The organism is Candidatus Neomarinimicrobiota bacterium (genome assembly GCA_041862535.1).
Lineage (GTDB): Bacteria > Fidelibacterota > Marinisomatia > SCGC-AAA003-L08 > TS1B11.
In genome coordinates this window covers 1-5564 of sequence record JBGVTM010000344.1, presented here as the reverse complement: position 1 = coordinate 5564, position 5564 = coordinate 1, and the positions used below count along the sequence as shown (strand labels likewise).

Genomic DNA, 5564 nt, shown 5'->3' with positions numbered 1-5564 from the left:
CAGAGCCCCCATGGCGATAGGTACCATCATCATGGTGGTGGCTGTATTGGATATCCACATGGACAGGAAGGCTGTAGCCACCATGAATCCCAACAGGAGCCTTCGTGGGCTCCCCCCCAGGCCGGCGATGATACTCAAGGCCAAGCGTCGGTGCAGCTGCCAGCGCTCCATGGCCAGCGCCACTATAAAGCCACCGAGGAATAGGAAAATAACATTATTGAAATAAAGGCTGGCCACCTCACTGCCAGGCATGACTTTGAGAATCGGGAACACTACCACCGGTAAAATGGCCGTGGCTGCCAGGGGCACCGCCTCGGTGAGCCACCAGATGGCCATCCAGAGAGCTACGGCGGCGGTATAGGTGGTGGCGGGATTTTCGGGATCAAGGTCCACCAGCAGGATCACTAGCAGGGCCGCGATGGGCCCCGACCATTTAGCGACGCGGCGAAGGGGGATGGTGGTCATAAAAATTCTTTGAACCCATTGAAATGGTTATTGTCCTGTCTGCTTTCCTATTTCCCACGATTGCTCCAGAGGAGTCCCTCCGGGAAAATCGTGGGCTAGTATGGAGTATTTAAAGAAAACAGAAAACCGATTCATCGGTTTATTGCCTACTCACGCCCGCGCAAAGCGCTTCCCCGCCGACTGGACCACCAGCCCTTTCATCTCCAGGTGCAGAAGCACACCCAGCAGCTCAGAGATGTCCCGGTGCAGCTCCTCCGCGATCTTATCGACAAGAACAGGCTCACGCTGCAGATAGTCCAGGACTTCACGCTCGGGATCGGTGAGGTCCACCTCCCGCAGGAGGTCCACCTGCTGGCCCGGCTGAGCGCTGTAGGGTGGGATCAGCTCCGAAAGGATATCCTCCACCCTTCCCACCAGCTTGGCGCCCTTTTGAATGAGCTCGTGGCAGCCGGCGGACTTGGCGCTATCCACCCGACCAGGCAGGGCGAAGACCTCCCGGTTTTGATCGAGGGCATGGTAGGCCGTAATCAGGGCGCCGCTGCCCTTCCCCGCTTCCGTAACCAAGGCACCCAGTGCAAGGCCGCTGATGATGCGATTACGTTGGGGGAAGTGGTGGCCGTCCGGGCTGGTTCCGGGAGGGTATTCCGATACTGCCAGTCCTTTCGCGAGCAATTCCTGGTAGAGCTTGCGGTTCTCCATGGGATAGACCACGTCCACCCCACACCCCAGCACGGCGATGGTATTCCCCCCCATCTCAAGTGCCGCTCGATGGGCGGCGGTATCAATCCCCCGGGCGAAGCCGCTTACAATGCCCAGTCCGGCGGCCACGAGTTCGTGGCACAGGCGACGGGTCTGCTCCCGGCCATAGGTGGTGGGCTGACGGGTACCCACCACCGCCAGGAAATCTACTTGCAGGCTGCCTGCTCCCCTGAGGTACAGCCCCGCCGGGGCATCATAGACCGCCTTCAGTTGGCTGGGATATTCTTCATGCCAATAGTGGACATAGCGGGAATCGAGACGGGACAGCTTTTCAAGGATAACAAGTCCGAGGTCAGGTTCCGTCGCCTGCAACCGCTCGATCAGGGTGCTTGAGATCCCCTCAACTCGATTAAGGTCCCGCTGCAGCAGATCCCGCCAGCCGGTGATATCCGGGTAGGTGTTCAGTATGGCCCGTACCTTCCGGGTTCCCAGACCGGGTACCTCACAAAGGGTTATGATGACGTCTTCTGGAATCAGTGGCCGGTCCCCTTAGCGGTTAAGTGAGAGCGACAGCATCACCGCATTCATGAACAGTTTACTCAGCCCACGCCAATACCCCCGGAAGTTGGGATCATCGGCAAACAGAATCACATGACCATTCCCAACGTGCTCATCCACGAGGTAGACCTTGTCAGACAGCTGGGCATCAGCGCCGTCCCACGCAAAACCACTCACCATACCACCACCCTCGGGAAAGACCGCCACATTGATGCCGTCCTCACTGGGAAGGAAAATATAACTGGACTGGATATGCACATAGGTGTTATCATCATACCCATAAGTTAAATAATGGTACCCATTCAGGTGTACTTCAAAAATAGCACCGGGAATCGCTTTGGGTCGAAATTCATAGGCGATCTGTTCCTTCTCTTCGCGACGTTTCTTGATTTTCTCCCGGGTCTGTTCCTCCGGGCGTACATCATCCACCAATACGACGGAAGTCAATTCCAATTCAGCGCCAGTCAGAAACGCCGCACCCCCTTTCAGACCGATGACCGTGCCACCCGCTTGTAGCCACGCTTTGACCTTGATCATCAACTCGTCGCCTAAAGCGTCTCGGTAATTGCCCCAGGCATGCGGCAGAACCAGCACGTCGTATTCATACAGGTCCAGCTGCCTCAGTTGAGCGGGCCACAGCGACGTGAAAGGCAGGCCATAGACCTGTTCCATAAGCCAGGCGGTAGCCCCGTAGCTGTAGGCGGAAACGGGCCGGTCCGGGAAGAGGAGCAGCACTTTCGGCTGCTTCAGGAACACCACGTTCATGCTCCCCAGGTTCACCCCTTTATCCATCCAGCCGGTGGTAGTAGCTACGATGTCCAGCGGGTAGGTTTGGGCCACCTGATCCATCACCTGGGGCAGCTCGGGTCCATTGTTGGCAGGAAATACCACCAGGCTCCCCCGGGGAAAGGAGCGGCCATTCTGGCTGAATGGTTCCCGGCTGATATGGACCTTCACCCCTTCCCGCCAGAGACGGGCCAGTGCCGCCAGGGCATGATGGCTGGTATAGGGAATGAGGTAGGCATATATATTTTCGGTGTCAGCAGTCAACCTGCCGGGCGCTGAGATTCCAACTGAAGCATCATAAGGCCTCGTCTTGACCTTGGAGGGCTCTCCAGCGAGGTAAACCGTGGCGTCGTAGGCAAAGGGCAGCGACCAGGCCGTAACGTCGTAGATGCGATCGGGAAGACGCTCCTTATGCCGCTGCAGCTCCTCTTTGATGAAAGCCTCATCCATGGGCGTGTCAGGCTCAATGAGGGCTTTTAGCAGCACATAGCGCGGCTGGGCAGTGGGAATGATCAGGGTGCCTTTGTTGAAGGTCTTTCGGCTTAGCGACTGGCCCCGGAAGGTCGCCAACTGCCGGTTGGAAAATGACTCCTGCGCCTGCCGGATTTCGATTCCCAATTGCTGGAGGACAGCCGCCAGATCCAGGTTCACCCGGCTCTCCGGCGAAACCGGCAGGATGTACTCCCGGACTTCTCCCGAACTCCCCTGATCCATGCCTTTCTGAAAATGCCGGCTGAAATCCCGCAGCAGCTGGCGGCGGTTATCGGCTGCTGTGGCCACGGTGGTGACGCCGCTGACAAAGTGATGCTGGATGGCTTCTTTCAGCGTCAGAATGGTACCGTCAGGGCGCTCGATTTCTTGCCCCTCGGACGATGCCTGCTCATAGGTCATCCCCACCGCCCCGTTGAAAGCCGGCCACGAATCACCGTAGCCGGGATAGAAAGCATCGAAGACTTCCTGGGTAAAATAAGTCCAGCCACGGGCATCAAAGGCCCGGGCGTTAGCCCTGCCAAATACTTCCCACCACGACAGGGTTTGGGCTGGTATGTTGCGGTTGATAGCCTCAGCCGGGGGCGGAAAATAGTAAGTGGCCTGATAGCCCATCTCGTGAAAGTCCACCAACACCTGAGGATTCCAGTACAGTACTTCTTTAATTTTATCCTGACTCTCCCGCTGGGTTAGCGGGAACCAGTCACGATTCAGATCAAACAGGTAATGGTTGGTGCGGCCGCTGATCCACCCCTGGTTGTGCTCCACGGCATTGGGATCGGGATTGGAGGGTAAGGCCTGGGTGTTCTCCCAGAAGCTGATAAAGCGCATGCGGCCGTCGGGATTCTGCAGGGGGTCAATGACCACCACCGTGTTGTCCAGTACTTTCCGCGTCTGCTCGGAGAGATCGGAAGCCAGGTGGTAGGCCGTCAGCAGGGCCGCCTCGGTGGTGGAGTGCTCGTCGCCGTGCACACTGTAAGCCAGATAAACTACGGCAGGCGTCTGCTCCAGAATCCTATCGCGTTCAGCGGACCGCCGGGGATCAGTCAGGACTTGCAAATCAGCCACGATTTGATCCAGCCTAGCCATATGTTCCAGACTGGATATAACCACGGTTACCAGGTCTCTACCCTGGTAGCTCCGGCCATAGGTCCGCATAATAACCTTATCGCTGGCGGCCGCCAGGGTCTGGAGGTAGCGGAGCATTTCCCGGTGGGTGGTGAGGGCTTCGCCGGGGGTATATCCCAGGCTCTCGGTATAAGTGGGAATGGCCGGATCGTAGTCGGTCCCAGGTATCCAATCCCTGATGGGAGCATCGGCCCACAGGGCAGTCATGAGAACAGGTACCAAGAGCAGCGCTCTACAGGTCATAGGGTTTATCCTCCTCCACGGCCGCGGCTTCCTGCTGCCGCCGGCGTTCCAGTTCAGCATCAATGAGGCGTACCAGCTCTCCAAGCCCATACCCTGAGACTGCCGAGATGCTCACCACCCGGTGCCCTTCCCGCTCCAGCGCGGCCGAGTCCGGGGGCTCGCTCCAGGCATCCTGCTTGGTGAGCACCACCAGCGCCTCACGATCCGACAGGTGTGTCAGGTAGGCTTCCAGTTCCTGCCGCAGAACCCGCAGCTGTTCTTCCGGGGGCACGGGCAGCGTGGCATCGATGAGGAACAGCAGCAGGCGCGTGCGCTCGATATGCCGGAGGAACTGGATCCCCTTACCCTTACCCTTACTGGACCCCTCGATCAGTCCGGGGATGTCGGCCATAACGAAGCTGCGGTACTCACCCGCCTTAACGATGCCCAGGTAGGGCTCAAGGGTGGTAAAGGGGTAGTCGGCGATTTTGGGGTGGGCCCTTGACAGGCGTGACAGCAGGGTACTTTTCCCGGCGTTCGGGAAGCCCACCAGCCCCACGTCAGCCAGGACCTTAAGCTCCAGTTCCAGCTCTCGTTCCTCCCCCGGCTCACCATTGGTGGCCTCGTGGGGGCTCTGGTTGCGGGACGTCTTGAAGTGGGCGTTGCCGAAACCCCCGGCGCCACCTCTTGCAGCTACAAAGGTCTGCCTGGGCTCGGAGAGGTCTGCCAGTACTTCGTGGGTCTCAGCATTCTTCACCACTGTACCGGGCGGCACTGGTACGATAACGGTCTTACCATCAGCGCCATGCTTGTTGCTGCCTGAGCCGTGCCGACCCCGCCCGGCCCTGTAGGTGCGGTGATAGTGAACGTCCTGGAGAGTTGCCAGCTGGGGGTCAACTTTGAAGATAACGTCTCCCCCGCGCCCCCCATCGCCGCCGGAAGGCCCGCCCCGGGGCACGAACTTCTCCCGCCGGAAAGCAATCATTCCGTGGCCGCCGTCACCGGCCTTGACAATGATCCGGGCATAATCGATGAACATGGGGATGGAATGCTTAAGTTGGCGGGAAGTTACGATATGGGAGGGCGGTCGGGTAGGCGGAGTCGCACTTGCCATTTAGCATACGGGGACAGGGAATGTTGAATGTTGATTGTCGATTGAAGATTGAATACTGAAGAATGAAGAATTAAGAATGAGATGACCGCACCGGCCTTGATGA

General features: G+C 58.5%; 4 protein-coding genes. All 4 read right to left on the bottom strand.

Annotated features, from left to right (window positions below):
- Positions 1–465, bottom strand: a 465-nt coding sequence (locus ACETWG_12430; protein ID MFB0517394.1) for an SLC13 family permease, incomplete at its 3' end; no start/stop codon positions are given.
- A 150-nt stretch (positions 466–615) separates the two neighbouring features.
- Positions 616–1536: a DNA-processing protein DprA gene (gene dprA, locus ACETWG_12425; GenBank protein ID MFB0517393.1), complete on the bottom strand. Its 921-nt coding sequence runs from the start codon at positions 1534–1536 to the stop codon at positions 616–618.
- A 177-nt stretch (positions 1537–1713) separates the two neighbouring features.
- Positions 1714–4368 carry a M14 metallopeptidase family protein gene (locus tag ACETWG_12420; protein MFB0517392.1) on the bottom strand — a complete coding sequence of 885 codons (2655 nt, stop codon included), beginning with the start codon at positions 4366–4368 and terminating at the stop codon, positions 1714–1716.
- Positions 4358–5386, bottom strand: coding sequence for a GTPase ObgE (gene obgE, locus ACETWG_12415; GenBank protein MFB0517391.1), 1029 nt, complete (start codon positions 5384–5386; stop codon positions 4358–4360). The genes ACETWG_12420 and obgE overlap by 11 nt, the downstream gene beginning before the upstream one ends.
- Positions 5387–5564 lie beyond the last annotated feature (178 nt).